The sequence below is a fragment of the Rhodobacteraceae bacterium M385 genome (assembly GCA_025141835.1).
Taxonomy (GTDB): domain Bacteria; phylum Pseudomonadota; class Alphaproteobacteria; order Rhodobacterales; family Rhodobacteraceae; genus Gymnodinialimonas.
The window spans coordinates 1,612,893-1,638,081 of the sequence record CP081102.1 but is presented as its reverse complement, the minus strand read 5'-3'; the positions used below and the strand labels follow the sequence as shown (position 1 = coordinate 1,638,081).

General features: G+C 57.8%; 22 protein-coding genes and 2 tRNA genes. 10 read left to right on the top strand and 14 right to left on the bottom strand.

The window, feature by feature from the left end:
* Positions 1–76 precede the first annotated feature (76 nt).
* Positions 77–153, top strand: a tRNA-Ile gene (locus tag K3728_08010).
* A gap of 56 nt (positions 154–209) precedes the next feature.
* On the opposite strand, the gene K3728_08005 is transcribed toward K3728_08010, so the two are convergent.
* Both K3728_08005 and K3728_08000 read right to left on the bottom strand, forming a co-directional pair.
* Positions 210–683 (bottom strand): hypothetical protein, encoded by a 474-nt coding sequence (locus K3728_08005; GenBank protein UWQ97147.1) that lies wholly within the window; start codon positions 681–683, stop codon positions 210–212.
* 103 nt (positions 684–786) lie between these two features.
* Positions 787–2,091 carry a HAMP domain-containing protein gene (locus K3728_08000; GenBank protein ID UWQ97146.1) on the bottom strand — a complete coding sequence of 435 codons (1,305 nt, stop codon included), beginning with the start codon at positions 2,089–2,091 and terminating at the stop codon, positions 787–789.
* A 30-nt stretch (positions 2,092–2,121) separates the two neighbouring features.
* Between K3728_08000 and K3728_07995 the strand changes: the two genes are divergently transcribed.
* Positions 2,122–2,985, top strand: coding sequence for an MBL fold metallo-hydrolase (locus K3728_07995; protein ID UWQ97145.1), 864 nt, complete (start codon positions 2,122–2,124; stop codon positions 2,983–2,985).
* Positions 2,986–3,043: 58 nt separating this feature from the next.
* Positions 3,044–3,118, top strand: a tRNA-Asn gene (locus K3728_07990).
* Positions 3,119–3,590: 472 nt separating this feature from the next.
* On the opposite strand, the gene K3728_07985 is transcribed toward K3728_07990, so the two are convergent.
* Together K3728_07985 and K3728_07980 are read right to left on the bottom strand one after the other, a co-directional pair.
* Positions 3,591–4,739 carry a hypothetical protein gene (locus tag K3728_07985; protein UWQ97144.1) on the bottom strand — a complete coding sequence of 383 codons (1,149 nt, stop codon included), beginning with the start codon at positions 4,737–4,739 and terminating at the stop codon, positions 3,591–3,593.
* 124 nt (positions 4,740–4,863) lie between these two features.
* Positions 4,864–5,061 carry a hypothetical protein gene (locus K3728_07980; GenBank protein UWQ97143.1) on the bottom strand — a complete coding sequence of 66 codons (198 nt, stop codon included), beginning with the start codon at positions 5,059–5,061 and terminating at the stop codon, positions 4,864–4,866.
* Positions 5,062–5,126: 65 nt separating this feature from the next.
* On the opposite strand from K3728_07980, the gene K3728_07975 reads away from it, so the two are divergent.
* Positions 5,127–7,382 carry an ATP-dependent endonuclease gene (locus tag K3728_07975; protein ID UWQ97142.1) on the top strand — a complete coding sequence of 752 codons (2,256 nt, stop codon included), beginning with the start codon at positions 5,127–5,129 and terminating at the stop codon, positions 7,380–7,382.
* Positions 7,379–9,310, top strand: coding sequence for an AAA family ATPase (locus K3728_07970; protein UWQ97141.1), 1,932 nt, complete (start codon positions 7,379–7,381; stop codon positions 9,308–9,310). Before K3728_07975 ends, K3728_07970 begins: the two co-directional genes overlap by 4 nt.
* Before the next feature lie 83 nt (positions 9,311–9,393).
* Here K3728_07970 and K3728_07965 read toward each other — a convergent pair whose 3' ends face one another.
* The 7 genes from K3728_07965 to K3728_07935 form a co-directional block, all read right to left on the bottom strand.
* Complete coding sequence (locus tag K3728_07965; protein ID UWQ97140.1) at positions 9,394–10,548, bottom strand: hypothetical protein; 1,155 nt, start codon at positions 10,546–10,548, stop codon at positions 9,394–9,396.
* Between the two features lie 468 nt (positions 10,549–11,016).
* A complete protein-coding gene (locus K3728_07960) occupies positions 11,017–11,772 on the bottom strand; it encodes a hypothetical protein (protein UWQ97139.1) in 756 nt (251 codons plus the stop codon).
* Complete coding sequence (locus K3728_07955) at positions 11,769–12,953, bottom strand: integrase arm-type DNA-binding domain-containing protein (protein ID UWQ97486.1); 1,185 nt, start codon at positions 12,951–12,953, stop codon at positions 11,769–11,771. Before K3728_07955 ends, K3728_07960 begins: the two co-directional genes overlap by 4 nt.
* 596 nt (positions 12,954–13,549) lie before the next feature.
* Positions 13,550–14,287 carry an Asp/Glu racemase gene (locus tag K3728_07950; protein UWQ97138.1) on the bottom strand — a complete coding sequence of 246 codons (738 nt, stop codon included), beginning with the start codon at positions 14,285–14,287 and terminating at the stop codon, positions 13,550–13,552.
* Positions 14,284–15,444: a Xaa-Pro peptidase family protein gene (locus K3728_07945; GenBank protein ID UWQ97137.1), complete on the bottom strand. Its 1,161-nt coding sequence runs from the start codon at positions 15,442–15,444 to the stop codon at positions 14,284–14,286. The genes K3728_07950 and K3728_07945 overlap by 4 nt, the downstream gene beginning before the upstream one ends.
* A complete protein-coding gene (locus K3728_07940; GenBank protein UWQ97136.1) occupies positions 15,441–16,478 on the bottom strand; it encodes a pyridoxal-phosphate dependent enzyme in 1,038 nt (345 codons plus the stop codon). Before K3728_07940 ends, K3728_07945 begins: the two co-directional genes overlap by 4 nt.
* A 123-nt stretch (positions 16,479–16,601) precedes the next feature.
* On the bottom strand, positions 16,602–16,919 hold the full coding sequence (locus K3728_07935) for a hypothetical protein (GenBank protein UWQ97135.1): 318 nt from the start codon (positions 16,917–16,919) through the stop codon (positions 16,602–16,604).
* 582 nt (positions 16,920–17,501) lie between these two features.
* Between K3728_07935 and K3728_07930 the strand changes: the two genes are divergently transcribed.
* Both K3728_07930 and K3728_07925 read left to right on the top strand, forming a co-directional pair.
* Positions 17,502–17,852: a TfoX/Sxy family protein gene (locus K3728_07930; protein ID UWQ97134.1), complete on the top strand. Its 351-nt coding sequence runs from the start codon at positions 17,502–17,504 to the stop codon at positions 17,850–17,852.
* A gap of 94 nt (positions 17,853–17,946) precedes the next feature.
* Positions 17,947–19,266, top strand: a complete 1,320-nt coding sequence (locus K3728_07925; GenBank protein UWQ97133.1) for a hypothetical protein — start codon at positions 17,947–17,949, stop codon at positions 19,264–19,266.
* Between the two features lie 102 nt (positions 19,267–19,368).
* On the opposite strand, the gene ndk is transcribed toward K3728_07925, so the two are convergent.
* Positions 19,369–19,791 carry a nucleoside-diphosphate kinase gene (gene ndk, locus K3728_07920; protein UWQ97132.1) on the bottom strand — a complete coding sequence of 141 codons (423 nt, stop codon included), beginning with the start codon at positions 19,789–19,791 and terminating at the stop codon, positions 19,369–19,371.
* Between the two features lie 171 nt (positions 19,792–19,962).
* Between ndk and K3728_07915 the strand changes: the two genes are divergently transcribed.
* The 3 genes from K3728_07915 to K3728_07905 all read left to right on the top strand — a co-directional run bounded on the left by K3728_07915 (position 19,963) and on the right by K3728_07905 (position 23,167).
* Positions 19,963–21,804 (top strand): ATP-binding cassette domain-containing protein, encoded by a 1,842-nt coding sequence (locus K3728_07915; protein ID UWQ97131.1) that lies wholly within the window; start codon positions 19,963–19,965, stop codon positions 21,802–21,804.
* Positions 21,805–21,937: 133 nt separating this feature from the next.
* Positions 21,938–22,555, top strand: coding sequence for a MarC family protein (locus K3728_07910; GenBank protein UWQ97130.1), 618 nt, complete (start codon positions 21,938–21,940; stop codon positions 22,553–22,555).
* Positions 22,556–22,588: 33 nt separating this feature from the next.
* Positions 22,589–23,167, top strand: coding sequence for a TIGR02281 family clan AA aspartic protease (locus K3728_07905; protein UWQ97129.1), 579 nt, complete (start codon positions 22,589–22,591; stop codon positions 23,165–23,167).
* Here the strand turns inward: K3728_07905 and K3728_07900 are convergent.
* Complete coding sequence (locus tag K3728_07900; protein ID UWQ97128.1) at positions 23,164–23,628, bottom strand: DNA polymerase III subunit chi; 465 nt, start codon at positions 23,626–23,628, stop codon at positions 23,164–23,166. The two genes, K3728_07905 and K3728_07900, sit on opposite strands and share 4 nt — an antisense overlap.
* Positions 23,629–23,657: 29 nt before the next feature.
* Positions 23,658–25,124 carry a leucyl aminopeptidase gene (locus tag K3728_07895; GenBank protein ID UWQ97127.1) on the bottom strand — a complete coding sequence of 489 codons (1,467 nt, stop codon included), beginning with the start codon at positions 25,122–25,124 and terminating at the stop codon, positions 23,658–23,660.
* Between the last annotated feature and the right edge of the window lie 65 nt (positions 25,125–25,189).

The window sequence follows — 25,189 nt, the reverse complement described above, 5'->3', positions numbered from 1 at the left end:
ATTCACTCCCACACCCATTGCGGTGCCATTGGCCCTTCAAAGTGGCCAAAGGCTCTGCTAGTCCTGCGGCCATCGGGGGCCTGTAGCTCAATTGGTTAGAGCAGAGCGCTCATAACGCTTTGGTTGCGGGTTCAAGTCCTGCCGGGCCTACCAAACGCCCCGAATTTCTGTGGAAACGGCGCGCTGCAAAGCCGCGAGCCGAGCGAGCGTTAACGGTTCCGAATCCGCAAGGTCGTGAGGCAATAGCTGTTCCGATACGATCCCACCCAAATGTTATAGGTGCCGTCGCCCATAGCCGGCAGAGGAATCGCAGCATCAAGGCCCCGGCCGATTGCGCCATTGTCATCGTCAAAGGCGACTTGCCCGGTGGGCAGCTCGATCAGCAACGTGGGATCACAATCACTTTCGGCCACAACCTCAAAACCACGGGTAGAGGCGTTGGTGAGGTGGATCGTCAGGGTCGGAGCCACGTTCATATAGCCAACCATGTGGATAGCCTCGCAATCCCAAGCGTCAAATTGCGTCCCGGCGATCACCTCGGCGCTGACACCGCGATTCAAGGATGATCCGTCGATCTCTGCGACACTTCCGGTGGTGCCCAACGCGGGGCATTGTTGCGCCATCGCACTGACGCTGGACAAGAGTGTAACGGTGGCCGCCGTTGCGAGTATCTTCATCATCATATTGCCTGTTCCTATGTTTTGATCCGTCAAAGGTAGACCGCTAACACATTGGACCCAAACCCTAAGTTTTAGCTATGTGATTTAGGCACCACGCCCGCAACGCCTAGCGCGGCAGCGTCAGATCCACCCGCAACCCGCCCAAATAGGCGCTTTCCCCAAGCGCCAAAGACCCGCCGTGGCGGCGGGTGATGTCATGGGTAATGGCCAGCCCAAGCCCGACGCCGGACCCTTGGTTCTGGTTGCGTGCGGAATCGAGCCGAATGAACGGGCGCAACGCCTCCTCTCGCAACTCGGGGGGGATACCGGGGCCCGCATCCTCCACCGTGATGCGCAAGGTCCGCTCCATCACCGCGACAGATACCGCCGTGCGCCCACCGTAACGCAAAGCGTTAGAAACAAGGTTTGTCACAGCCCGCTGCACGGCGATGGGCCGAAGCAAAACAGCCTCCACCGCGTCGGGCATATCAAGGCTCACGTCTCCCCCTGCCCTTTGCGCGTTCTCCACGATCTTGCGCACCAGCGCGAGGGGATCGACCAGCTCTGGATCATCCAAAGCATCGCCGCGCACGAAATCAAGGAACGTCGCAACCAAGGTCTGCATCTCGTCCACGTCCTGGATCAACGCATCGCGGTCCGCGCCGTCGTCCATCATCCCCAGCGCCAGTCGCATCCGTGTCAGAGGCGTGCGCAGATCGTGCGATACGCCCGACAGCATCAAGGTGCGTTGTTCAAGGTAGCCCTCAATCCGGCCTCGCATATCCAGAAATGCCCGCCCGGCCGAGCGTACTTCTGTGGCCCCGGACGGGTAATACGGCGTGTTGCGCCCCTTGCCGAAATCTTCCGCCGCCCGTGCCAAGCGGCGGATCGGGCGCAATTGGTTGCGCAAAAACAGGTAGGCCACCAAGGTCATCAACACCCCCGTCGCGACCATGATCACCAGCAATTGGTGGGGTGCCGCAGCAGACGCACGACGCCGTGAGGTGCTGAGCCCGATGTCCGTGCCCGCCACCTCCACCACCGCAGAAACGAGCCGTTCATTGCTGCGCAGGTCCACCGCCATGACACCGGGCACCCGGTCCCGCAGCACCTCGATCACCACAACGCCCGAGAGATCGTAGAAATACCAATCGTCGGACATGACAGGGGGTGAGTTGGTAAACTCAATCTCCAAATCCAACGCCAGCGCCTCGGCGGCTTCGCGCCCCTCTTCCACCAGCGTGTCCAGCACGAGGTTAAAATCAAGGCTTAGCGCGTTGGTCAACTGTCGCGTCACATCCTCGAAATGGCGTTGCAGAAAGACCGAACTGACGACAAGTTGGATCGTGACCACAGGCACGATCAGGATCAGCGCCGCACGCCCGTAAAGGCTACGGGGCAAGAAGCGTTTGATCCAAGCCGAAGGTGTCATGGGATGTATCTAAGCGGGACAGGGCCGATCATGCAAAGCGAAACACTGGAGCCGGGCCTGCGCCGGGTGACGGCCAACAATCCGTCTCCGATGACCTACACCGGCACCCATACCTATATCGTTGGAGAGGGTGAGGTTGTCGTGATTGATCCCGGCCCTTCCGAGCCCGCGCATCTGGATGCCATCCTGGCCGCTTTGCGCCCCGGAGAACGTGTGGCAAGAATCCTCGTGACCCATTCCCATTTGGACCACTCCCCCCTCGCCCGCCCCTTGGCCGAGGCGAGTGGCGCGCGCATCTTCGCCGCCGGGCCTTCAGACTGGGGCAAAAGCCCGGTGATGGCCGCCTTGGGCGACGGTGTGGGCGGCGGTGAAGGGGTGGATGCGGATTTCACCCCCGACGAGCAAATATCCGAAGGCGACGTGATCGAGGGAATCACCGTGCTGGAAACCCCCGGCCACATGGCCAATCACCTTAGCTTCGCTTGGGGCGACGCGCTGTTCTCGGGCGATTTGGTCATGGGCTGGTCCACGTCGCTGGTGTCTCCGCCCGATGGCGACATGACCGCGTTCTTCTCCTCTGTCGCCCGACTGGCGGCTCGCACGGACCGCATCTACTACCCCGGCCACGGCGACCCGGTGACCGAGCCCCAAGCGCGCTGCACCGCCCTTATTGAACACCGCCGCACCCGTGAGGCGCAAATCCTTGAGACATTGCGCAGCATCGGTCCCGCGTGCGCCGAAAGCCTCGCCCGCCACATCTACACCGACGTGGCCCCCGCCCTGCTTCCAGCCGCCGCCCGCAACGTGCTGGCTCACCTCATCGACCTCCACACCCGCGCCCACATCACCACCCCCGGCCCAATCCGCGCCGACAGCCTTTTTCACCCTGATTGAAATTTTCCGGTTTCCCCCACTGGACGCCCCATAAGACCCTTGCTATATCGCCCTCAGTTCCGGCGTAGCTCAGCGGTAGAGCAGTTGACTGTTAATCAATTTGTCGTAGGTTCGATCCCTACCGCCGGAGCCAGTTTTTCACATTAAATCAATGCGTTACTGGCATATGAGCCTGTCGCATCGCAGGTGGTTAAATGTGATGGAAGCACTGCGGAAGCAGTAGCGCCGATGTTCCAGACGTGTTTCGCAAGCAACAGTTAAGAAAATCTCTCGCCTCTCGCCGTGTGCCAGAGCAGGCCGCACCTACCCTCGCTCCACTCGGCGCGTCTTACGCGCGGGATGTCGGCCCGCCTTCGCCCGGGTCGATTTGAGGCACCCCCGAGGGGACCATTCGCCATGGCCCCCTTCTCGATCCCCCTAGGCACTGCCCGATAGGGTGAGGGCACGCAGCGGCCCTAAGCTGCCGTTGATTTTGCTGTTTCTATGCTGCAGTCGCAGTCCGCATTCCGGTCATTCGCTGTAGTTTCGAAACCGGGAGATCATCGAACACGCTTGTGGCAGGCTGCAGAGACACTCCCTGCAACCTGTATTCTAGTGGTCGTTCCTCATTCGACCTCTTTGTCAGCCCGTTGGCTGGCGTAGGCGCTAAGCATCATTTCGGTGTACTCAACGGTGCTCTTAGTGTGCTCACCCAACCCTGGCCAAGCGAAGGGCAACTCCCGCAGACAAAGCTCTAGATCAACATTTATTCCGAGTTGAGCGGCAACTGCGAATGCTGAAACAGGTTCCTTATGTTCCGGCCAAAGGTCTTCATCAAAAGTAATGCATACATCGTTGTCGTCATGAACAAAGATATCGGCAAACAAAGCCCCCAACCGTTCGCTTACGTTCGAGGCATCCTCAACGAGAGCGCTTCGTATCAATAAAGTCACCTTTTCTGCATCGAGCTCCAGCTTCAGGCGTGTATCCAGAACATCTACGATTAGCTCAGGCCTCCCAAGTAGCTCGTTGTCAGCAATTGGCTCCGGTTTTCTATCTTGTCCTTCAAGCCACCAAGGACTGTTGAAGATATCAAGGGGAGAAGCATCGCAACGTGGGCAATGCCAAAGACTCTTGGCAATCTGTTCGCCGGTTATCGAAGCGTCACAATGCAAGCAGAACCACTTACTGGAATCATCGCCGTGTAGGGGATGACGGACCAGGCCGTCTTTGTCAGGCTTGGTGGAACGTCTTGGCCAATCTGATGCGATCCCCGCACGAACCTGTTCTGCACGCTTGACGGAGATGTTGAGCGCTTCTTGCTGAAATGCCGTTGCGTGGACTGGAGCCTCATGCTCAATCTGCTTTGCGATCTCTAGACGAGGTTCTCCATTTGGAGCTTCCGGCACATGAAGGCACCAACCTATCCCATGCATTTGTACGTCGCCCATTGAAGCTGAGATAGTGTATTCGTGCCCATCAATGGTACCGTATTGAACATCTGTCTCGAAGAGTGAGTTTGCAAAGAATGACCCAAATTCGGGTCCACCAGCTTCATCGCCCGGCAGCGCTTCGACGAGCAAGTTTTCAACGGCAGAGACATGCTCCTTTGTTGGGGTCCAACCGGCTCTATGTGCCTTAGTAACGTCGTTCCAGTGTGAAAAGCCTAGAACCTCGGCAACCGTATCACGGGCTTTGTGAAGAGGTACCTGTTTAGCTCGCGCGTAGCGTTTAGACAGTTCTTTCAGTTTCTTAAGGTAGTATGTCGGTTTCATGATCCATATCCGAACCGGATCCGAAAAGGTGCCCGCTGCTTATCGGACCCCGCCAGCGGCATGGTATCCAAAAAAAATAAGTCGCGTTGCTTTGCTTCGCATGGCGGGCACACCGGCCTACGCGTTAGGCCGACAACATGATTGCCCGTTCGACCCAAAAGGTCAAGCGGCCCAAACCGGACACTCGCCATGGTGCATTGTGCTGCGGTGCAGCTTTCACAAAACAGACTTTCATTTGCAACTCGCAGCACTCTGCTGCGAGCGCCTGCTCTATCGACAAGCCTAACTTCTGCACATTGCTCCAGAAAAACTCGTATTCCATTAATAAGTCGCTCGACCTCACTCTTAGGTTGCATATAGGCTGGAGAAAACTGGAGGTTGCGGTCGTTGCATATTCATTCCTACCGGCTTAAAAATTACAGACGATTAAGCGATGTCCGTGTCGATCTGGCATCCGATATTTCGATCTTTGTAGGTGCTAACAACAGCGGCAAAACATCAGCCACGCAGGCGATCATGACTTTCCTAACGGGGGAAAAAAATCGTTTCTCACTTTTCGACTTTAGCTCTCATACTTGGAGCGAACTGAACGCCCTCGAAGAGGCTGATGCAGCAGGCGATGTCAACGCGACGATACCGGCCATCGGCATGGACATCTGGTTTCAAGTTTCCGAGGCGGATCTCCATCTTGTAATTCCGCTTCTACCCAGTACCGCTTGGGCTGGAAGCATTGTCGGCATTCGAATTGAATTTGCTGCAAAAAGCCCTGCTGAATTGCTCCAAAGATACCGCCAGAAAAAAGAGGCTGCTCTAGCTCAAGCTGAGGCTCTTCCGGATGGTGGAGGTAATTATGTGCCGTGGCCGAAATCCCTAACTGACTATCTCGATAAAGAACTACAGACCGAATTCGAACTCCGTTACTCCGTCCTCGACCACGCTCAGTTTAACGACGATCTTGAGGCAGATGCGGGATATCAACCTGCGGCAATCGCTGGAGAACTCAACGGTGGAGCCGTCTTAAAGTCACTGGTTCGGGTTGACTGTTTGAATGCCCAGAGACATTTGGCCGACCCATCTGCTCGCTCTGAAGGTGGTGCGGGCCGTTCTGAGGATCTGTCTAGGCGACTAAGCCGTTTTTACCAACGAAACCTTGAGCAACGGGATGAAGATCATACAGCTTTGAGAGCATTGTTCGAGTCAGAGGTTGGTTTGAATGAGCACCTAACCGACGTGTTCGCCCCGACTCTCGACCGTATCGCAACCCTTGGCTATCCGGGGCTGCATAATCCAAGGCTTGAAATTAAGTCGGCATTGAATCCTGCATCGGTGATGAGCCAGGATGCACGCATCAACTACGTTTTGGGTGACGGCGAAGACGCTGCGCGCCTTCCCGATACCTACAATGGATTAGGCTTTAAGAACCTCATCTACATGGTCGTCGAAATCCTAGACCTGCAAGCAAAATGGGTTGACGAGGATGAGAGCCGCCCACCTTTACACTTGATTTTCATCGAGGAACCGGAAGCTCATCTGCATGCACAACTCCAACAGGTTTTCATTCGAAATGTTTTAAGTTTACTCGACCCGCCTGACGGCGAAGAAGGCGCTTTTGCCAGTCAGGTCGTTGTCACAACTCATTCACCTCACATACTCTACGAACGCGGTTTCACGCCTATTCGATATTTCAGGCGACACACAATCGATGGTGAACAGAACACCCAAGTATTGAACCTTTCGTCGTTTCAAGCTGGAGATGCTCCAAAAGACCGCGACTTCCTACAACGATACCTTAAACTGACTCATTGTGATCTGTTCTTTGCCGACGCAGCAGTCCTCGTTGAAGGCAACGTCGAACGCCTTTTAATACCGCTTATGATTGAGAAAGAGGCTGCGGCACTAAGGTCAGCTGCCCTTTGCATATTGGAAGTAGGGGGCGCTTTTGGTTACCGTTTCAAGGAATTGATCGAGTTTCTTGGTGTTTCAACACTTATAATCACAGATATCGATAGCGTCACAGGTTCGGACGATCCGCCGCCGATTGAAGATGAGAATGAAGATGAAGGTGTTGAGTTTGAAATTCCGACCGAAGGGGACGAACCTCCCAAAAAGCGGTATGGAAAGGCCTGCTTGCCCGCTGACAATCATGCGGAAACTTCAAACCAAACACTTATACAATGGCTACCAAAGAAGCGGCTTATCTCCGATCTTCTAACAACCGAACTCGACGACAAAGTAGCTGATCTAATCGGTTCGGAACCTGCGAAGGTACATGTTTCATATCAAATGGCGACGGACGTGACATGGGGAGGAAATACCGCTTCACTTTGCGGTCGAACCCTTGAGGAGTCATTTGGGCTGGAAAATGCAAGTTGGTGTCAGGAAAACGCCCAACGCAGTGTTGGATTGAAATTACGCACCGCACCCGCAGACGCGTCTGCACTCGCCAAAGGTCTCAACAAACGAGTTAGGAGCTCGAGCTTCGATAAGACCAAATTTGCCTTGCAAGTTCTTGCGGCAGACAAGGACGCTTGGGTCACCCCGACTTACATCCGCGACGGCCTTGTTTGGCTTGCCAACCAGATCGACCTTGAAGAAGTCGAGGAGGTCGAAGCTATCGTTGAGGCAGTGGGAGCCGTCGAATGAGTAGCAGTCGCGCAAACAAACCTGATACCCCGGCGGACTTAGAACTGCGCAGTTGCTTGACCGGCGCAGAGAAGCGCAACTTCACCATGGTTGCAGGAGCTGGTTCCGGCAAGACGACGTCATTAGTGAAAGCTCTAAATGCGACAATTGAGTCCCAAGGCACAACTTTAAAGCGCAAACGCCAGCGAATTGCTTGTATCACTTACACCGAGATCGCGGCTGGAGAGATTTGGGCGGATGTTGGAAATAACCCTGTCGTCCATGTTTCGACCATCCACAGTTTTCTTTGGTCAATTACTCGCTCTTTTCAATCCGACATAAAGATATGGGTGATCCGCAGGATTGGGGAGAAAATTGCCGATTTAGCTGCCGCTGCTGCTGGTTATGGACCGAGAGTTCAACAGAGAACGCGTGATAAGAACACGCGTGACATTTCGCGATACGAGGCCTCTCTCGCCGAAGTAGAGCTTATCAAGCGCTTCACCTATGGAACCGGAAGTGACTACCCAAACGGTTTCTTAGGCCACGACGACATCATCCGTATGGCGACTGATTTCTTACTTGAACGCCCACTTTTTCGAACAGTAGTCGCACAACAGTTTCCATTCATCTTTGTTGACGAAAGCCAAGACACTCAAGACGTCGTCGTAGCGGCTTTAAAAGCAGTTTCTGCCCAAGCGGGCGGCAGATTTTGTTTGGGATTTTTTGGCGACCCTATGCAACGCATCTTTCCTACCGGAATTGGTCCAATCGAACTTGAAGACGATTGGCTACCCATCGAGAAGGAAGAAAACTTCCGCTGTCCACAGGCTGTTCTTGCGGTGGCAAATGAAATTCGCAGTGGTGGAGATGGCTTGATTCAAACCGGTGGACGTATGCGTGACGTTGACGGGCTGAGTGTTCCAGTGGAAGGCACTGCGCGCATTTTTGTGCTTCCCGCCGATGATCGGCGCAACGAGCTGTTGGCAGCAGTTCGAAATTTGGTTGCCATAAAAAATGATGCCCCCGAATGGGCAGACGGACCCGATGCAGACTTCAAACTCCTTGTCATAGTCCACCGAATGGCGGCGACTAGGCTTGGCTTTGGGGACCTATATGCCGCAATGAACGATAGAGCACCAAGTTCTTTTCGTGACGGTTTTTTAGATGCTACTGCTTGGCCGATACGACCCTTTGATTCATTCGTCCTTCAAATCGTTGAAGCCATCGAAGCTGGCGACGAGTTTGGTGCTATGGCGCTCCTCCGGAAGCATTGCCCCCTCTTGGAGAAAGACGCGATCCCCAAGAATGGCGTAGCTGAACTACTTGCTACTCTAAGAAGCGGTGTGGCACAGCTTTGCACGATGTTAGCCGAAGGATCAGACGCTAGCGTGCGTGACGTCTTCACGCATCTACGCGACCTGCGCCTTTTCTCTCTTGATCCCCGAATTCTCAGATACCTTGATGACGTCCCAGTTCAGGGTGAAGTAGAAGTGAACGACACCGAAGATGAAGAAGAAACAACACGAGAGATTGCATCCATCGACGCCCTATTGAGGTGCTCTGCCCAACAGTTTCGCGGTTATCGAAATTATACTCAGCAACTCTCTCCGTTTTCGACCCACCAGGGGATCAAAGGTGCTGAGTTTGAGCGAGTATTGGTTGTCCTTGATGATGACGAAGGTACGCATGTTCAGTTTTCTTATGACAAGTTCTTCGGTGTAAAGGCACCTTCGCCCCGCGACCAAGCGAACATAAGAGATGGTAAAGAAACAGCCATTGAAAGAACGCGACGCCTTTTCTACGTGTGCTGCACTCGAGCGCTCACTGACTTGGTTGTTGTCTATTTCACTACAGACGCAGCTCTTGCAGAACGACAAGTTCGGGCAGCAGGGATTTTCCCCAATGAGAATGTACTAAATGAAATGGCGCTTATCGAATTTTTGTAGGTTGGCGTAACGCTAATATGACTGCTTTAGCTCATGTAGGCATAAGTCTCGCAAGTGCAGCGAATGACCGCTTTCCGCCATTCCTACTCTCCAACCAACGCTCCATATTTCTCCGCAGCTTCGCTCATCCGTTTCCCCAGATCACGCTTATGTTGCTCCAAGAAGTCTTCCACCCTCGACGGCAGTTCTTCTAGGAATTCGGGTACGTCGGCCACTTGAACGCCTTCAAGGTACGCCAAGGTCACGCTATGGGCAGCGATCGATCTAAGAAATTCAACCTGCTTCTGTTGAAGGTCGGCCGCGTGAACGAGCTCAGGTGCAACCTGCACGTCGTGTGCAAACAGCCCTGCTTCGACCACGGCGTTCGCGGTTTTCCAAAGGGGATGCAGCGGCCAACGTGAGCGGTTTGTATCCCCGATTGGAACATGCAGCGAGACATCGTGTGAAAGACGCGCCATCTCAGCTTCTAACTCTTCGTAGAACGAGACCCAGCCGCGAATGCTTGTTCGGTTGCGAAGGGCCGTCTTGCCAAGCCGTAGCTCGACACGCCAGATTTGGCTGGTCTCTCTTCGCGTCATATCGAGAGGTGATAGTTCGAGGCGAGTTGCGGCTTCCTGCCAGATCAGGGGCCATTCGTGTTTGTGCTCTTTCAGGACCTCTTCACGCTTGTCGTAAACAATCGCTTGGCGACCGGGCATCTTACCAATGGTCACGGAGGTGATGCGTCCTGAGTGGGATTGTGTAGCGCTGACCGCAAGATCCGTGTGTGTCTTGAGCATGGTCCGCGAATGCACAACGAAAGCGTTGGGGTCGAGCGAGAATGTTGGATCGAGGATATCAACGGCGAAATCTACTCGTCCGATGCTGATACCGTCAGGAGGAACGCGAAAGCCCAACTTCTCACACGTAGCCTCAAGATCGTGCCGAACTTTTTCCAAGCCGTACAGGGCCAGAGCGCGAGACCTAATCGAGACATGTACACCCCACGGGTCGGAGGCATTTGGTTTCTTGACCGCCCAAACCGCGCCCTCGGTCCCGGTATTAAAGGTGTAGGTGTAACCGCCCTTTCGCCCCGAGGAACTGATGTAGATTTTGACACCGTTGAAGATTGTGAAGGCTTCATGTTGACGTTCGGTGGCAAAGGTCTTGCCCGCTTCCAACTTTTCTACCAATTCAGGTGGGGCGTGAGCTTTGATCGCCAAATCGAGACCGTCGAAGCCAGAGTAGAGCACATGCATAGTGTTTTTCTTTCGATGTATTTCTAGGAGGGGGTGCTACAAAGACCCCCTTTAGGAACCTTCAAAGGCACGCTCGCCCACACACCGCGCCCGCCGCCTGACGGCGGCCATGCACGGTAGCGCGGTCGAGTTGAGCTTGGATTGCATTCGTCATTGGGACGTGTGCGCCTTCCGACGCGCATCAACCCAATTCAAGACGTCGCAAAGGCGATATCGCACAGAACGTCCGAGCTTGAAGTATTCGGGACCCTGCCCGGTCACGCGCCATTTCTGGATTGTGCGAACTGAGTGGCAGATCAAATCAGCCACAGCATGTTCATCGAGAAGACCTTGCTGGTCCAAATCAGTAGGTGAAACGGTGTTCCCATCCATGTAACGCTCCATTGCTCTTGCGATGGGACATTCCTAGTGGGTGCAATTTCGGAAATCGCTTGAATCCATAGACAGGATTATTTGGCCAAGTGGCCACTAAATATGTAAGTCTTTGTTTTTACGATCGTATTCTAGAAAGCTTCGCAACTTCTTGATGGTCTCTTCTTCCGTATGCCTGGTATCTAGAGGCCTAAAAGCTGCCCAGCAGAACCGCGCTGCGTCAGAGACCGCCTTACCCTCGATCACATCATACGTGAATTCTCGATCAAACGTTCCGCACCAAATTATCCGGATCTGGCGGACCCATTCGTTAAAAGCCGCGTCTCTCTTTGGGCCGCGCTGGCCAAACAAATGTCCGTCCATTTGTTCGACTACAAAAGCGCGTTCCGACAGTGCGTCCAGCATTGCAACGATCTCTAAAATACTGGCCCTGCTAGGACAATGCCTTGGGCCGATCTCGGCAGAGATCGTGACTTCACTGTATGCCTCGTCTTCAAGTCTCGCGCTATGCACCAGATAATCGTTTGGGGCATTATCAGGCTCTTGGGGCGCTTCACCAATATCGCGCCACACTTCATCTGGCATCGACCTCATCTTTTTGGTCGTGGCGCTTAGGCTCTTGCTCAGATCTTTAAGTGCTGCTCTCGTGTCACCAACATGGACTGGCTGACGTTCGCGACAGACAGACCATCTTCTTGCTGCACGCTCCAAATGCGTTGCGAACGGCTTCAACTGCTCCGATGGCACACCAAATTCGGCTGCAATTTCCTGAACTTGCTCATCCGTATAGAATGTTTTTTCGCTCGCCGCTTCTTCCGCACTGGCGGTCCTGTCTCGGTACTGTCCGATCATTGCACGACCCGCAGTTTAGTCATCGTAGACCGCCGTCCCAGTGCACCCGCCAGCTTACCCGCGACCGACCCTGCCGCCTGTTGCACGGCTTCATCCGCAAAGTGCGAGTATCTCAGCGTCGTCTGCAAATTCTTATGGCCCATGATTTCTTTAAGTAGGAACGGATCAATCCCACTCATAACCGCAACGCTGGCATAAGTGTGGCGCAGGTCGTGCATTCGAACGTCTTCTAGCCCTGCCAGTTTTCTGATGCGCAGCCACGGGCTGTTGAGGTTCACCAAATGCCCGTGATCCGTCACGCCGAGGATCACATAGGGGTTCCCAGCCCTACGCGGCAGCGATGTGATGATGTCATAGGCCTCGCGCGGCAGAGGGATGCGGCGACGCCCTGTCTTGCTGTCTGGCAGCTCGAGGTGCCGTGGTGTGACGTACTCCCACTTGAGGGACAGGATTTCGCCCAACCGGCAACCCGTAAGAACCAGCAGAGAAATAGCCGCCACCGCGTATTCCGTTTCTTGCCCCGTCGCCAATACATCTTCCAAGACCTGCCCCAACCGGGCTTGTTCGTCATCTGACAGATACCGCTTCTTTTCTTCCTCTCGGTACTTCTTGATCCGACGCGCCGGGTTTGAACCTTCGTTACGCAACCCCCAATCTTCCGCGAGGTTAAACATGCGCGAGAGCATCGCGACAGCCCGGTTCGCGGTATAAGGACGGTCGCGCAGGTCGTGATGGAAGGCGACCACATCGGCACGGGTCAGATCCCCAATCTTGCGGCTTCCCAAGCGGGGCCGAACGCAAGTTTCGATATAGGTGCTGTACCCGTTAAACGTCGAAGGCTTGCAGTGGAGAGACACATACTCGCTCAGAAACCGATCACATAACGAGGAAATCGTCGGCTCTCTAAGTCTGCGCTGGCGGTCCTCAGCTGGGTTTTCACCACGAGCTACATCACCCAACAGTTTACGTGCTTCAACCCGCGCTTGATCCACCGTTAAAGCACCGTGCTGGCCGATCGTCTTCCGCCGAGACCGCCCACCTGCCCTATACTGGACAAGATAAGACTTCCGCCCCGACGGCATCACGCGAACACCAAACCCTGAAAGCTCGCTGTCCCAAACAAAGTAATCTTTTTCCGAAATCGCAAGCTGATCGATAGATCGTTTCGTTAGCTTCACCATGCTCAAGACCTCCTCAAAACCGTCCATTTTCTGGAAGCACTGCGGCAGCACCAGAACCGAAAACATGGCGTAACTGGTGCAACAGCAGCGTAGAGAAGGTCAAAGAAAATCGTTTCGTTACATGCATTTACAGTAAACCTGCGCACTAGAGCGCAAACAGGAGAAATCGTTCCACCGCGGCTGTTAATCAATTTGTCGTAGGTTCGATCCCTACCGCCGGAGCCAGTTTTTCACATTAGACCAATGAGTTACTGGCGAACTGATTTTTGTCGGGTGGACCCGTTTGCGGGTCTGTGGGCCTTGTCTGCTTACTCGACACCGTCTGACAACCGTATTTGTGCCCGCGGAAATCCATGGGCCGATCGACTGTTTCTGCAAAAGCCTCGGCAGTCAGGGGGCGGACGAAAGCGGCGCTGAGGGGCGGCGGCTCAAGTGCCTATACCAGAACGCGCTGTGGCAGAGAGTGTACATCATGTAGGGTCACGATGGCGGGCTAACTCTACGGGGTATTGGGCGTGGTGCAGCGAAGATAAGATCATCTTTTGGTTAAGGCGGCATGCTTGCCGGCATCTCCGGGGCCCCGAAAGCGCGCGCGCCTAACGTGCCACCAATGCAGCCCCCGTCCGCAAGGACTGCGCCACGCCCGCCAATCGCGCCATGTGCCACGCCAGAACCAGATTGCTGGACAGCACCGGGACGTCCAATTCCGCCTCGGCCCCCGCGATGACGTCCAATGTGCGCAGGTTGGTGCACGACAGGAACACCGCGTCGCATGGGGCTTGGGCCGCCGTAGCCCTTGCCGCGTTGGCGATTGAGGGCGCGTCGATGCGCACAACGTTGGCCTCCTGCGCCTCGTTGAAGCTGGCGAAGGCCGAGATTGTGATCCCGGCCCCTTCCAACACGTCAACCAACCGGGCGGAGACCTCGGCCACATAGGGGCTGACAAGCGCGAGCCGCTTGATACCCAGGTGCTGACACGCCGCGATCAGGGCCGACACAGGCTCTGTCACCGTGGCCACATCGGCCCCAGCCCGCAGCAATTCCGCAATCCGCAAAGCTCCGATCTGGGCCGTGCCCGAGGTGCAGCCGAACCCAAGGGCGGCGAACCGGGCCCCGCGTGGCAACAATTCGGCGGCGGCAGTCAGATCCGCTTCCATCGCCGCGAGGCTTTGGCTTGAAACACGTGTGGCGGACGGGACGCGGGTGACCAACAGTTCCGTTTGCTCTGGCAAGAGGCGACGCAAATCATGCTCTAGGGTCTCGTCCGCTTGTAGCACGACGATGCCCAATTGCACCGGGCGATCGTCACAGAGATGATAGGCTAACACACTCATATGACGACCATTTCCGCCCCTTGAGGGCGCGTCAGATAGCGCGCGCCCTGGGCCTCGATCACGATGTTTTCTTCGTGCACCATGATTTTGCCGCCGGGCAAGGTGACGCCCGGTTCTAGGGTCAGGACCATGCCCTCCTCTAGCAAGGTGGTGTCGGCAGCGATGAGAGAGGGCCATTCCGTCAATTGCATCCCCAAGCCATGTCCCAGCCGCCCCGCGTCCGAGCCGCCAATTCCGGGGGCCACGATATCATTCATCGCGTGAAACACGTCGCACATCCGCGCGCCGGGTTTGGCGGCAGCGAAGCCGGCTTGCGTGGCCTCAATCAACTGCGCGTGGCCCTCTGCCACCGCGACCGAGGGCGGGCCGAGGCTGAAGTTACGGTCGAAATCGCAAAAGTAGCCATCCCAGATCAGGCCAGTGTCCAGCATCATCACATCACCTGCACGAAGCGGCGCATCATCAGCAGGAGAGATCACATCCCCGTAGCCCCCCGGTGCCGCGGCCCCCGCCAGATAAGGCACCCAATCGGCCCCTTCTTCCAGGCAGAGGCGCTGAAAATCGCGAAATACCTGCGACAGCGCCACGCCTACGCAGGCAATCTCGGGCACCCGGTCAAAGGCCCTTGTGCCAATGTTCACAGCATGGGTGATTTTGGCGATCTCTGCGGTCGATTTAACCTGCCGCAAACGGCGGGTGATGGTCGCGTCGCCCATGATCCGCCGCGCCCCAATGGATCGTTCCAAGCGGCGCAAATCGGCCATGGGCATACGCACATGGCTTTCCATCTGATCGGCAAGGCCAATGGTCCCATTTGCAGGCGTCAGCTCTTGCAATGTTGCGGCCAACTGGCCCACACCATCGTCGGCGTAATCGGGCGCTTGCCATGTGCGGATGTCTTGCACCCATGTCTGCCCCATCAAATGGGCGCCAATGCTGGGGATGACCGCCACAGGCTTGCCCTTGGCCGGAACGATCGCGAACCAAACTCGCGTCGGGCTTTCCCAAAATCGGGTAAGAAAGCCAGTGTAGTAGCGTATTTCCGGCTCGGTCGTCAGCAGTAGCGCGTCAATCCCGGCCTCGGCCATCAGGGATTGCGCGCGGGCGGTGCGGGCCTGATACTCAGCCTCTGGAAAGCCTCTGGGCGGCGGTGTCATTCCGGCCCCTCGCTGAGGATCACCAAGACGCGCGACGCGGTATCCAAACCAAAGCCCCCCTTGGCCGCCACCGCAAGGCCCGCGATTCCGGCCGCCCCCGAAGGGGTGGATGGCATTCCAGCCGCCTCGGCTATTGCGGCACCATCAGTGCCCTCCGCCTCAGAGATCACCATGAAATCAGAGGCATCCCGCGCCAACCCTTTGAGGGCGATCAACGACGGCTCCTTACAATCAAGTCGCCCCATGGCGCTGGCGGGGCCCTGCGTGACCTGTGCCGCCCCGGTTGCGACCGAGGCGAATAGGGCGGGTGCGGACTCGGGCTCTACCACCACGATGCGCGGGCCCTGCCCCCAGACCGTCCTTGCATAGGCCGCCACCGCGCCTGCCAATCCGCCGACGCCTGCTTGCAGGAAAATATGGGTGGGCGGCGCGGGCATCTGCGCGGCGGCCTCTTGAATCAGGACCAAATAGCCCTCCATCAACCGCCAGGGACGCTCCGTGTAGCCGGGCCACGAGCTGTCCGAGAGCAAAACCGCCCCTTCGGTTTCGGCGTCAGCCTTGGCCGCCGCCATGCTGTCTTCGTAAACCTTTCCGCGCCAGCGCACTTCGGCGCCCATCGCCTCGAGCCGGGCCGCGAAGGCTGTGGGCACTGTTGCAGCCAGATAGATCACTGCGCGGGCGCCGAATGCCTGCGCCCCCGCCGCGACAGACAACCCGTGGTTGCCTGCGCTGGCGGTAAAATACGCCTGCCCCCGCGCCTTGCCCTCTTGCGCATCGCAAGCAATCACATAGGCCGCGCCAAGGGCCTTGAAGCTGCCAAGCCCCATCCGCGCGCGTTCATCTTTGACATGGAGGGTGGCGATCCCAAAGCGCTCTGCCAGCGCAGGCAAGGACGTCAGGGGTGTTTGGGCGGCCTCGGGACAACGGGCCAGCAAGGCCGCCGGGGCCTGCGCATCGACCGATGGCGGCGGGATATCGGACAGGCCAGCCAACAAGGCGGCGGTTTGGGCGGGAGTGGGCATAAGATGGCGCATGACCAATGGGTAACACGGGCCATCTGTGTGCCAAGAAAAAACAGACAGAATCGAAAAGGGCGCCCCAGTGGAGCGCCCTCGGTCTAGGGAGAGACCTAAGAGTAGGGTCGATTGACCTTTGACTTATTCGGCGTCGAGACGCTCGAAGATTTCGGCGCCGTAGGCAGGTGTGCCGCCAACGACAGTTGCGCCATTCAGACCGGTCATGTCGCTAGGCGTGTCAGCGGAGCGGTTGAGGATCGCGAAGGTCTCGGCCAGAGGCGAAGTGCCTGTGGTGGAGACTTGAGTGAGGTTTGTGTCGCCGCTGTAGTTGATGACGTCGGAAGCGTGGTCAGCGGACTGGTTGAAGTGCGAGATTGCGAAGGCAGTCGAGGTGGACTGCGCAACAGCAGGAGCGGCAACAGTAGCAACAACAGCGGCGATAAGTGCGATATTTTTCATTGGGTTAGTCCTTTTCGTGTCTCGAGAGGTCGCGTTTATTCGCGGCCCCTTTGGTTAGGTTGTTTTAGGGAAGCGACCCGTTTTGTGTCGCTCCGATGACACTGATATGGACCCTCTCATTGGGTGTTTCCAGACACGAAATTACGAATTCGTTCGTATTTTGGTGCAAAAATGCACAGCATTTCTCCCCCCCCTGCACCAAGCGCACAGGGCCGTGATCTGGGCCAAAAAACCTGTAACAATCGGAAAAATTTTCGACGGAAACGCGGCCTCGTGCGTAGGCGGTTTCGGCCAGATCCGGCCACGGCACGGCGGTTTTGCAGCGCGAAATCTTCGCCACATTCTCGCCACACTTTTGTTCCGGTAATCGCCCGATTTCAAAAGCAGCATCGAGGAGGTCAACAATAAAAAAACGGAGCAGTCCTATGCCGACCCACAAACCAAAGCCCGCTAAAGGCCAATCCCCCGTGAAAGAGCACCCTACCCCGGTTCGGTTCTCGGATTGGGCCAGCATCTAAGCAGGACACGTCTTTTCGCTGGATGAAACTCTGATACAAATCGATCCTCAACCCGAGGACGATTATGACTGACGCGTTAGATGACGCCGCCCCCGTGACGGTAATCCGCAACATCGGCCCCGCCCAAGCCGAGGTTCTGGCCCGCGCCGGAATCCACACCGCCCGCGCCCTGCGCCACCTGGGTGCCCACGAGGCCTACCGCGCGATCCTGAAAACCGGCACCGCGCCCCACTTCATTATGTACTATGTTTTGCACATGGCGCTGCAACGCCGCCCTTGGAACGATTGCAAGGGCGCCGAGAAGGATGCCCTGCGGGTTCAATTCGACTCCCTCAAAGCGGGTGAGGCCGAGGCGGGCAATAACCCTGACCTAGAAAAGCTGCTAAACACGATCGGCACGGGGCTACGGCGCTAGGCACTTTATTCAATCAGAAACCGATTGTTTCCAATCATTCACCTTTATGCCCGGCCCAAGTTTCGCCACAATTGGCGAAACGGGGGATATTGATATGGTTGGTATTTTTGCACTTATGGCCCTTCTGGGCCTCGCGTTTGCCCTAAGCGGCGGCGATGACGACAGCTCGAGCGGGAGTGAACCACCCGTCGGCGGGCCGACACCGGAAATCGAAGGTACGAATGGCAATGACGTCATCTCGGGCACTGCACTGTCAGAGCTCATCTTTGGGCTTGATGGCGACGACGCCATTGATGCCGACGACGGCGACGATATCGTTGAAGGCGGCGCGGGCGAAGACAGCATTAACGCTGGCGCGGGGAACGATATGGTTAACGCGGGCGCGGACGATGATCGTGTCAACGCAGGCCCCGGCAATGACAGTGTCGAAGGCGGCACAGGCGATGACACCGTTCGGGGTGAAGGCGGTCGCGACCTGATCGGCGGTGGCGATGGTGACGATGTCCTGCGCGGCGGCCTGTGGAACGATACCCTTCTGGGTGAAGGCGGCATGGATAGCCTGTTCGGCGACGCCGGCGATGATGAGGTTTATGGCGGCGACGGCGCCGACAAAATTACTGGCGGCTATGGCAATGACGGCCTTTTCGGTGGCGCAGATAACGACACCCTGACCGGGGAGGACGGAAACGACTTCCTCTCGGGCGGTGCGGGCGATGACAACCTGCGTGGACAGTTCGATAACGACACGATCCTGGGCGGTCAGGGCAACGATCTTGCCTCGGGTGGCTCTGGCGATGATACCGTCGTGGGCGACTTGGGCGACGATACGGTTTACGGCGGCAACGGGGACGATTACCTCGATGGTGCCGCTGGCAACGATATCCTTGACGGCGGCGCAGGCAACGATCTTCTTGACGGTGGCGCAGGCAACGATCTTCTTGACGGCGGCGCAGGCAACGACACTGTGATCGACTTCATCGGCGAGAACACACTGTACGGCGGCGCGGGGCACGACCTTCTGGATGCCGTGGCCGAGCCTCTCTTCTCTGCGCCTGGTATTGCCAGCAGCCTATTCGGCGGTGACGGTGATGACCTTATCCGCGGCGATGACGGTGATGAGCTGACCGGCGGTGACGGCGCTGACCTTTTTGAGGTCTACACTAATGGTGACCTCGAAGCTGTCGAAGTCCTCGACCTCGATCTGTCGCTGGACGCCGTAAATATCTACGCCGATCTGCCTGCTGAGCTGATCGCGATGGGCGACCCCTACATTACCGTCGATGACGCCGCCGATGGCGATGGCAAGGCGCTGACCCTGCACACAGGTGACGGAGCCACCGAAGTTGTGGCGCTTCTGCGGGGCCTTTCGGGGGCGGTCAGCATCTCTGGCTCCTTGACGGTTCGTCCGACGTAATCTTCGGCGCCCGCTGTCGCTACCTCCACAGAAAAGGGCCGCACGATCACCGTGCGGCCCTTTCTATTAACAGCATTAGGACTTTGGCCTTAGCCGCTGGCCTTAGCCAACCAGTTCAAGACCGGAGAAGAAGAAAGCGATCTCTTCAGCAGCAGTCTCAGGCGCGTCAGAGCCGTGGACCGAGTTCTCACCGATGGACAGGGCGAATTCCTTACGGATCGTGCCTTCTGCCGCGTCGGCGGGGTTCGTGGCGCCCATGACTTCGCGGTTTTTCGCGATGGCATCTTCGCCTTCCAGAACCTGAACAACGATCGGCTCAGAGATCATGAATTCGCAAAGCTCGCCGAAGAAAGGACGCTCAGAATGCACACCGTAGAACTGCTGCGCTTGGGCCAGCGTCAGCTGGATGCGCTTGGTTGCGACGATGCGCAGGCCAGCTTCTTCGAACTTGGCGGCGATTTTGCCGGTCAAGTTGCGCTTGGTGGCGTCGGGTTTGATGATCGAGAATGTACGCTGGATGGCCATGGGGCTGCTCCGGTTTGACTTGGGTTAAGATTTCGCGGCGCAGCTACCATGGGCGCGCGGGTTTGGAAAGGCTTGTTGGTGCGGCACGGTTTACGCCCCTGCCCCCGCGATCTTCCCGTTACGCAAGACAGGCCCTAGCGGCGGCCCCAGACCTCTGCTAGGCCGCGCCCCATGTTACGCATGTCTGATATCGGTTATTCCGTCGCCGGCCGCACTCTGCTCGAGGGCGCCTCTGTCACCATTCCTGCGGGCCATAAGGTCGGTATCGTGGGCCGGAATGGCACGGGTAAAACCACGCTGTTTCGCATTATCCGGGGCGAGTTGGGCCTTGATACGGGCGACATCACCCTGCCCACCGGCACCAAGATCGGCGGCGTGGCGCAGGAAGTTCCCTCCTCTGACACCTCCCTGATCGACACGGTGCTCGAGGCCGATACCGAGCGCGCCGAGCTTCTGGCCGACACCAGCCAAGACCCCACCCGCATCGCCGAGGTGCAAGCCCGCCTTGCCGATATTGATGCTTGGGGCGCCGAGGCCCGTGCCGCCACCATCCTGCGCGGCCTAGGCTTCAGCCACGAAGACCAGCAACGCCCCTGCTCCGCCTATTCCGGCGGCTGGCGGATGCGTGTGGCGCTGGCGGGGGTTTTATTCTCTCAACCCGATGTGCTGTTGCTCGATGAACCGACCAACTATCTGGACCTTGAAGGCGCCCTTTGGCTAGAGGCCTATCTGGCCAAATACCCCCACACCGTGCTGATTATCTCTCACGATCGTGGCCTTCTGAACCGGGCCGTGGGCCATATCCTGCACCTCTCCGACAAAACGCTGACCTATTACACGGGCGGCTACGATACCTTCGCCAAGACCCGGGCCGAACGTCGCGCGGTGCAAGCGGCCGCCGCCAAGAAGCAAGACCTTCAGCGGGCCCACCTTCAATCCTTCGTGGACCGTTTCAAAGCCAAAGCCTCCAAAGCAAAACAGGCCCAATCCCGCGTGAAAATGCTGGAAAAGATGGAGACGATCCGCGCCCCCGAAGATGCCGCGCGCACCGTTTTCACCTTCCCCGAGCCCGAGGAACTCAGTCCCCCCATCGTCGCCATGGACAACGCCGCCGTGGGCTACGGCGACCGGGCAGTGCTCAAACGCCTGAACCTGCGTCTGGATCAAGACGACCGCATCGCCCTTCTGGGCCGCAACGGTCAGGGTAAATCCACCCTCTCCAAACTGCTCGCGGGCAAGTTGCAGACGATGGAGGGCCGGGTCACCTCCTCGTCAAAACTGCGCATCGGCTATTTTGCTCAGCATCAGGTGGACGAACTCCACCTTGACGAGACACCGCTCGACCACTTGCGCCGTGAACGCCCCGCCGACGCGCCCCCGAAACTCCGCGCCCGTCTTGCCGGCTTCGGCCTCGGCGCCGATCAGGCCGAAACGCTGGTGGCCAAACTCTCCGGCGGCCAAAAGGCCCGCCTCTCACTCCTTCTTGCCACGCTTGAGGCCCCTCACCTTCTGATCCTTGATGAGCCGACTAACCACCTCGACATCGAATCCCGTGAAGCTCTGGTCGAGGCACTGACCGCCTACACCGGTGCCGTCGTGCTCGTCTCTCACGATATGCACCTGCTCAGCCTCGTGGCCGACCGCCTCTGGCTGGTCAAAGACGGCCACGTCGCCCCCTATGCCCATGATCTGGAAACCTATCGCCAGTCCCTTCTGGGGACTGAGCCCAAGGCCCCGAAACCGGCCAAGCCCGCCAAGCCCAAGCAACTCACCCACGATCAAATCAAAGACCTCCGCGCCGAGGTCAAAAAGGCCGAAGCCCGCGTCGAGAAAATCGAAGAGATGCGCGAAAAACTGGCCAAGAAGCTGGCCGACCCTGCGCTCTACGAGGATGCCCGTGTGGGCGAACTCACCACTTGGCAAAAGAAATACGCCGAGGTCATGGAAGGTCTGGGCCGCGCCGAGGACCTCTGGGAAAAAGCCCAAGCCAAACTTGATGCGGCCAAATCGTAAGCGCCCCCTTCATCTTGGCAAATACACCTCCGGGGTAAGCGGCTTTTCCTTTGGGAAAGCCGTGCAGGGGCAGCGCCCCTCTCCCTTATAAAAACCATGCAGCTTCGCTGCACAATTTGCTTAAAGTACCCCCATGGATCTCAGCTTCTACATCCCCGCCTTCGTGACGCTCTTCGTCATCATCGACCCCATAGGCCTCGCGCCGCTGTTTGTGGCCCTGACCCAAGGCATGACCGAGCGCCAGCGCCGGTCCATCGCGATCCGCTCTTGCCTCGTGGCGGCGGGTCTCTTGACCCTCTTTGGCCTTGCGGGCGAAGCCGTGCTTGGCTTCCTCGGCATCTCCATGGCTGCTTTTCGCATGGCCGGTGGTATCCTTTTGTTCCTCACCGCCCTCGACATGTTGTTCGAGCGTCGCACCCAGCGCCGCCAAGGCACCGCCGATGCCGAGCCTGAGGGCGATGACCCCTCTGTCTTCCCCCTCGCCATCCCGCTGATCGCCGGCCCCGGATCCATCGCTACGATGATCCTGCTGACCGGCCAGAACGACACCACCGCCAATCTTATCGCGATCCATGCGGTGATGGCTCTGGTAATCGTCTTTGTCTTCATCCTCTTCCTTCTGGCGGCCCCGCTGGAACGCCTTTTGGGGCCCACGGGGATCAACGTGGTGACACGGCTCTTGGGGATGCTTCTGGCCGCGCTTTCCGTGCAATTCGTCATTGATGGCTTCCGCGATCTGCAAGTTTTCTGATCCGGCCCTATATCTCTCTAGATCGGAGCGCCCATGGACAGCCAAGACATCCCTCGCCTTATCTACCTGATCGCACTTCTGTGTGCGGTGGGCGGTTATTTTCTATGGGGGCAGCGGGATAAGATGGGGCAGATGATGAAATACCTCGCGGTTTGGGGCTTCATCTTCTTGGGGGCCCTCGTCGCGGTTGGCCTTTGGAGCGATATTTCCAGCTCTATCGCGCCGCGCCAATCGGTGATGCAGACCGGCGCGATTTCCGTGCCGCGCGCCTCGGATGGGCATTTCTACTTGGTGCTCGAGGTCAACGGCGTGCCCACGCGCTTTGTGGTCGACACCGGCGCCACCTCCATCGTGCTTAGCGAGCAAGACGCGGCCCGCGCCGGGGTTCCCATCGACAACCTGATTTTTTCCGGCCGCGCCAATACCGCCAATGGACGGGTGAATACGGCACCCACGCGCATCGCCACCCTCTCGCTTAGCGGGATCGTCGATGAAAACGTGCGGGCCGTAGTCAATGGGGGCGAAATGTCGGGCAGCCTTCTGGGCATGGCCTACCTCAATCGATTCTCGCGGCTGGAAATTGCCAATGGCACCCTTATTCTTGAGCGTTAATCCCGCTTACTTTCGGCTTTCATTTCCCATCGCCCCGATGCCTCGGACCAATATTTCGCCGCGCATCCCGCGGCGGTCAGGGCTTTCCATTGCTCTCTGGCGGTCTGCAACGCGCCCTCATCATGGCCATCAAACAGAACCATCACGCGGTCCATCTGCGTGACTTCCTCGGGCGCCACGGCTGCCCCTTCAACCGATACCAAACAGCTCGGATCATTGCCCGCGTCCCCCGTGGTCAGCAGCACCGGCTGCGCCGCATCGTGCGGGCCACCAGCGCGGCCGTGGGGCAAGAAGCTGTCGGGCGGTTGCATCCAAAGCGCTTCGTCCAACCGGTCCAACATCGCGTCCGAGCGCCCTCGGACCGCCACCCGCCATCCGGCTTGTAGCGACTTCCCCAGAAGCACCCGAAGCGCCACATCGGACGGCGACTGGGTGAGGTGATAGAAATACGCCTCACCCATGACTTACGCGCCATTCTTCATGTGATGAATTAGCTCTCATAGCCATCGCGCACCAAGCGATCGAGCGCCATCACGCCCCAGCCCGTCGCGCCCTTCGGGGCCAAGGCTGTCTCGGATTTCACGCTGGCCACGCCCGCGATGTCGAGGTGAATCCACGGCGTTTCATCCTTCACAAACCGCTGCAAGAACTGCGCCGCGGTGATCGAGCCTGCGGCCCGCCCGCCCACGTTCGCCATATCTGCAACGCGCGACTTCAACATCTTGTCGTAGGCATCGCCCAAAGGCATCCGCCATGCGCCCTCATTCTCGGCCCCTGCGGCCTTGAGGAAAGCGCCCGACAGCGCGTCAGAGTTAGAGAAGACGCCTGCATTCTCATGTCCCAGCCCGATGATGATCGCGCCTGTAAGCGTCGCCAGATCAATCATCCCCACCGGCTCAAACCGTTCTTGGGCGTACCACATGATATCGCACAGAACCAAACGCCCCTCGGCGTCGGTGTTGATAACCTCAACCGTGTCCCCCTTCATCGAGCGGATCACATCGCCGGGGCGCGTGGCGCGGCCATCGGGCATGTTCTCGACCAAGCCGACAACGCCCACGACGTTGGCTTTCGCCCCGCGCAGGGCCAGCGTTCGCATGACGCCGGAAACAACGCCCGCGCCGCCCATGTCCATGGTCATGTCTTCCATACCGCCCGCAGGCTTCAGGCTGATCCCGCCGGTATCGAACACAACGCCCTTCCCGATCAGCGCCAGCGGCTTCTCATCGCCGCCGCCGTTCCATTTCATCACCACGACCTTTGACGGGCTTTCCGAGCCTTCGCCGACCGACAGGAGCGTGCGCATTCCCAACTCGGCCAGTTCCGCCTCATCCAGCACCTCCACTTCCAGGCCGATGTCCTTCATCGCGGCCAAACGGTCGGCAAATTCCTGCGTTGTCAGGACGTTGGCGGGCTCATTGATCAGATCACGGGTGAAGAACACGCCCTCTGCAACGGCCATAGCGGTTGCGGCCTCGGGCTTCACCTCATCGGGCTTGGCGCAGTAGATCATTGCGCCCGCAACCTCAGGCTTTTCTTTGGTGAAGTGGTCGTCAAATCCGTAAGAGCGTAGCGCCAGTCCAAGGGCGATCTCCGCCGTGCGATTGAACGCGCCCGCACAAAGCACCAATGCGTCATTACCTTTAAACTTCGCCAACGATGCCCCCGCTTTGCGGGCCTCGGCTACGGTTGGGCGGCGGTCAAGCTTAACAACCAGAAGGGATTCTGCGACCAAGCCAGCCGGGAAACCCATGGTAAAGCCTTCACCTGCCTTCACTTTTTCCCAACGATCCGATTCCACCAAACGTGCTACGGCCTGTTTCGTCAGGCGGTTTACCCGGCGCCCGGCAGGGTCCAACTTGCCTTCGGGCGTAACAAGAATCGCCAGCTTGCCGGGCGCATCGGCCAAGGCATCAAGGTCAGTTTCAGCAAAATCAATGGAGATGAGGTCGGTCATCAAGGGCTCCTAATGGGCGAAAAGCGTGACATTCGCGCCAGACATTAGGGCGCTGTGCCGCCGAT

What these genes read in the sequence shown, in the direction of transcription:
- K3728_07985 (UWQ97144.1), bottom strand. Translation starts at nt 4,739, where the DNA reads ATGAAACCGACATACTACCTTAAGAAACTGAAAGAACTGTCTAAACGC.
- K3728_07945 (UWQ97137.1), bottom strand. Translation starts at nt 15,444, where the DNA reads ATGACACCGCCGCCCAGAGGCTTTCCAGAGGCTGAGTATCAGGCCCGC.
- K3728_07935 (UWQ97135.1), bottom strand. Translation starts at nt 16,919, where the DNA reads ATGAAAAATATCGCACTTATCGCCGCTGTTGTTGCTACTGTTGCCGCT.
- K3728_08005 (UWQ97147.1), bottom strand. Translation starts at nt 683, where the DNA reads ATGATGATGAAGATACTCGCAACGGCGGCCACCGTTACACTCTTGTCC.
- K3728_07915 (UWQ97131.1), top strand. Translation starts at nt 19,963, where the DNA reads ATGTTACGCATGTCTGATATCGGTTATTCCGTCGCCGGCCGCACTCTG.
- K3728_07980 (UWQ97143.1), bottom strand. Translation starts at nt 5,061, where the DNA reads ATGGAATACGAGTTTTTCTGGAGCAATGTGCAGAAGTTAGGCTTGTCG.
- K3728_07925 (UWQ97133.1), top strand. Translation starts at nt 17,947, where the DNA reads ATGGTTGGTATTTTTGCACTTATGGCCCTTCTGGGCCTCGCGTTTGCC.
- K3728_07930 (UWQ97134.1), top strand. Translation starts at nt 17,502, where the DNA reads ATGACTGACGCGTTAGATGACGCCGCCCCCGTGACGGTAATCCGCAAC.
- K3728_07895 (UWQ97127.1), bottom strand. Translation starts at nt 25,124, where the DNA reads ATGACCGACCTCATCTCCATTGATTTTGCTGAAACTGACCTTGATGCC.
- K3728_07910 (UWQ97130.1), top strand. Translation starts at nt 21,938, where the DNA reads ATGGATCTCAGCTTCTACATCCCCGCCTTCGTGACGCTCTTCGTCATC.
- ndk (UWQ97132.1), bottom strand. Translation starts at nt 19,791, where the DNA reads ATGGCCATCCAGCGTACATTCTCGATCATCAAACCCGACGCCACCAAG.
- K3728_07960 (UWQ97139.1), bottom strand. Translation starts at nt 11,772, where the DNA reads ATGATCGGACAGTACCGAGACAGGACCGCCAGTGCGGAAGAAGCGGCG.
- K3728_07940 (UWQ97136.1), bottom strand. Translation starts at nt 16,478, where the DNA reads ATGCGCCATCTTATGCCCACTCCCGCCCAAACCGCCGCCTTGTTGGCT.
- K3728_07965 (UWQ97140.1), bottom strand. Translation starts at nt 10,548, where the DNA reads ATGCATGTGCTCTACTCTGGCTTCGACGGTCTCGATTTGGCGATCAAA.
- K3728_07970 (UWQ97141.1), top strand. Translation starts at nt 7,379, where the DNA reads ATGAGTAGCAGTCGCGCAAACAAACCTGATACCCCGGCGGACTTAGAA.
- K3728_07995 (UWQ97145.1), top strand. Translation starts at nt 2,122, where the DNA reads ATGCAAAGCGAAACACTGGAGCCGGGCCTGCGCCGGGTGACGGCCAAC.
- K3728_07905 (UWQ97129.1), top strand. Translation starts at nt 22,589, where the DNA reads ATGGACAGCCAAGACATCCCTCGCCTTATCTACCTGATCGCACTTCTG.
- K3728_08000 (UWQ97146.1), bottom strand. Translation starts at nt 2,091, where the DNA reads ATGACACCTTCGGCTTGGATCAAACGCTTCTTGCCCCGTAGCCTTTAC.
- K3728_07955 (UWQ97486.1), bottom strand. Translation starts at nt 12,953, where the DNA reads ATGGTGAAGCTAACGAAACGATCTATCGATCAGCTTGCGATTTCGGAA.
- K3728_07950 (UWQ97138.1), bottom strand. Translation starts at nt 14,287, where the DNA reads ATGAGTGTGTTAGCCTATCATCTCTGTGACGATCGCCCGGTGCAATTG.
- K3728_07900 (UWQ97128.1), bottom strand. Translation starts at nt 23,628, where the DNA reads ATGGGTGAGGCGTATTTCTATCACCTCACCCAGTCGCCGTCCGATGTG.